We start from the raw sequence: 400 nt of genomic DNA on the forward strand, positions 1-400 counted from the left end.
CTATACAACAATTCACCGAATCGCAATTTCCGATCAATTTATTGGCCGACATCTGGCAACAATTTTCTTTCAACTGTTAATTAAAGAGTCAGAAAGGCTTGGCTTTAATCAGGTTCGTTTTGATACTCACCGCCTTAATTACGCCATGCAGCATCTTGGTGAAAAACTATCATTTCAAAAACGAGGCATCATTTACGTTAACGAATATCAAGACAACGCCAGGATTGCTTATCAATTAATAATTAATCAATAATTCAATAAATCAAAAATAATTTTCGATTTTTGGCGATTTGTTTAAAATGTGCAAACTATCTATTTGGTCTTGTTTTAGTTGATCAACTAGTTCTTCGGCATTTGCGTATTTTATCTGTTCTCTTAAGAACGCGATCCAGTAAACAAT

Annotated in this window: 1 protein-coding gene and 1 pseudogene; one reads left to right on the forward strand and one right to left on the reverse strand. The window is 33.5% G+C overall.

All coding sequences use genetic code 11. From position 1 onward, the window contains the following. Nucleotides 1-253 (forward strand): annotated as a pseudogene (locus tag KH893_RS12750) (GNAT family N-acetyltransferase); the annotation flags it as partial. 9 nt (nt 254-262) lie between these two features. Here the strand turns inward: KH893_RS12750 and KH893_RS13135 are convergent. Next, complete coding sequence (locus tag KH893_RS13135; protein ID WP_345803747.1) at nt 263-400, reverse strand: riboflavin kinase; 138 nt, start codon at nt 398-400, stop codon at nt 263-265.

The sequence above is a fragment of the Liquorilactobacillus sicerae genome (assembly GCF_029916425.1).
Lineage (GTDB): Bacteria > Bacillota > Bacilli > Lactobacillales > Lactobacillaceae > Liquorilactobacillus > Liquorilactobacillus sicerae.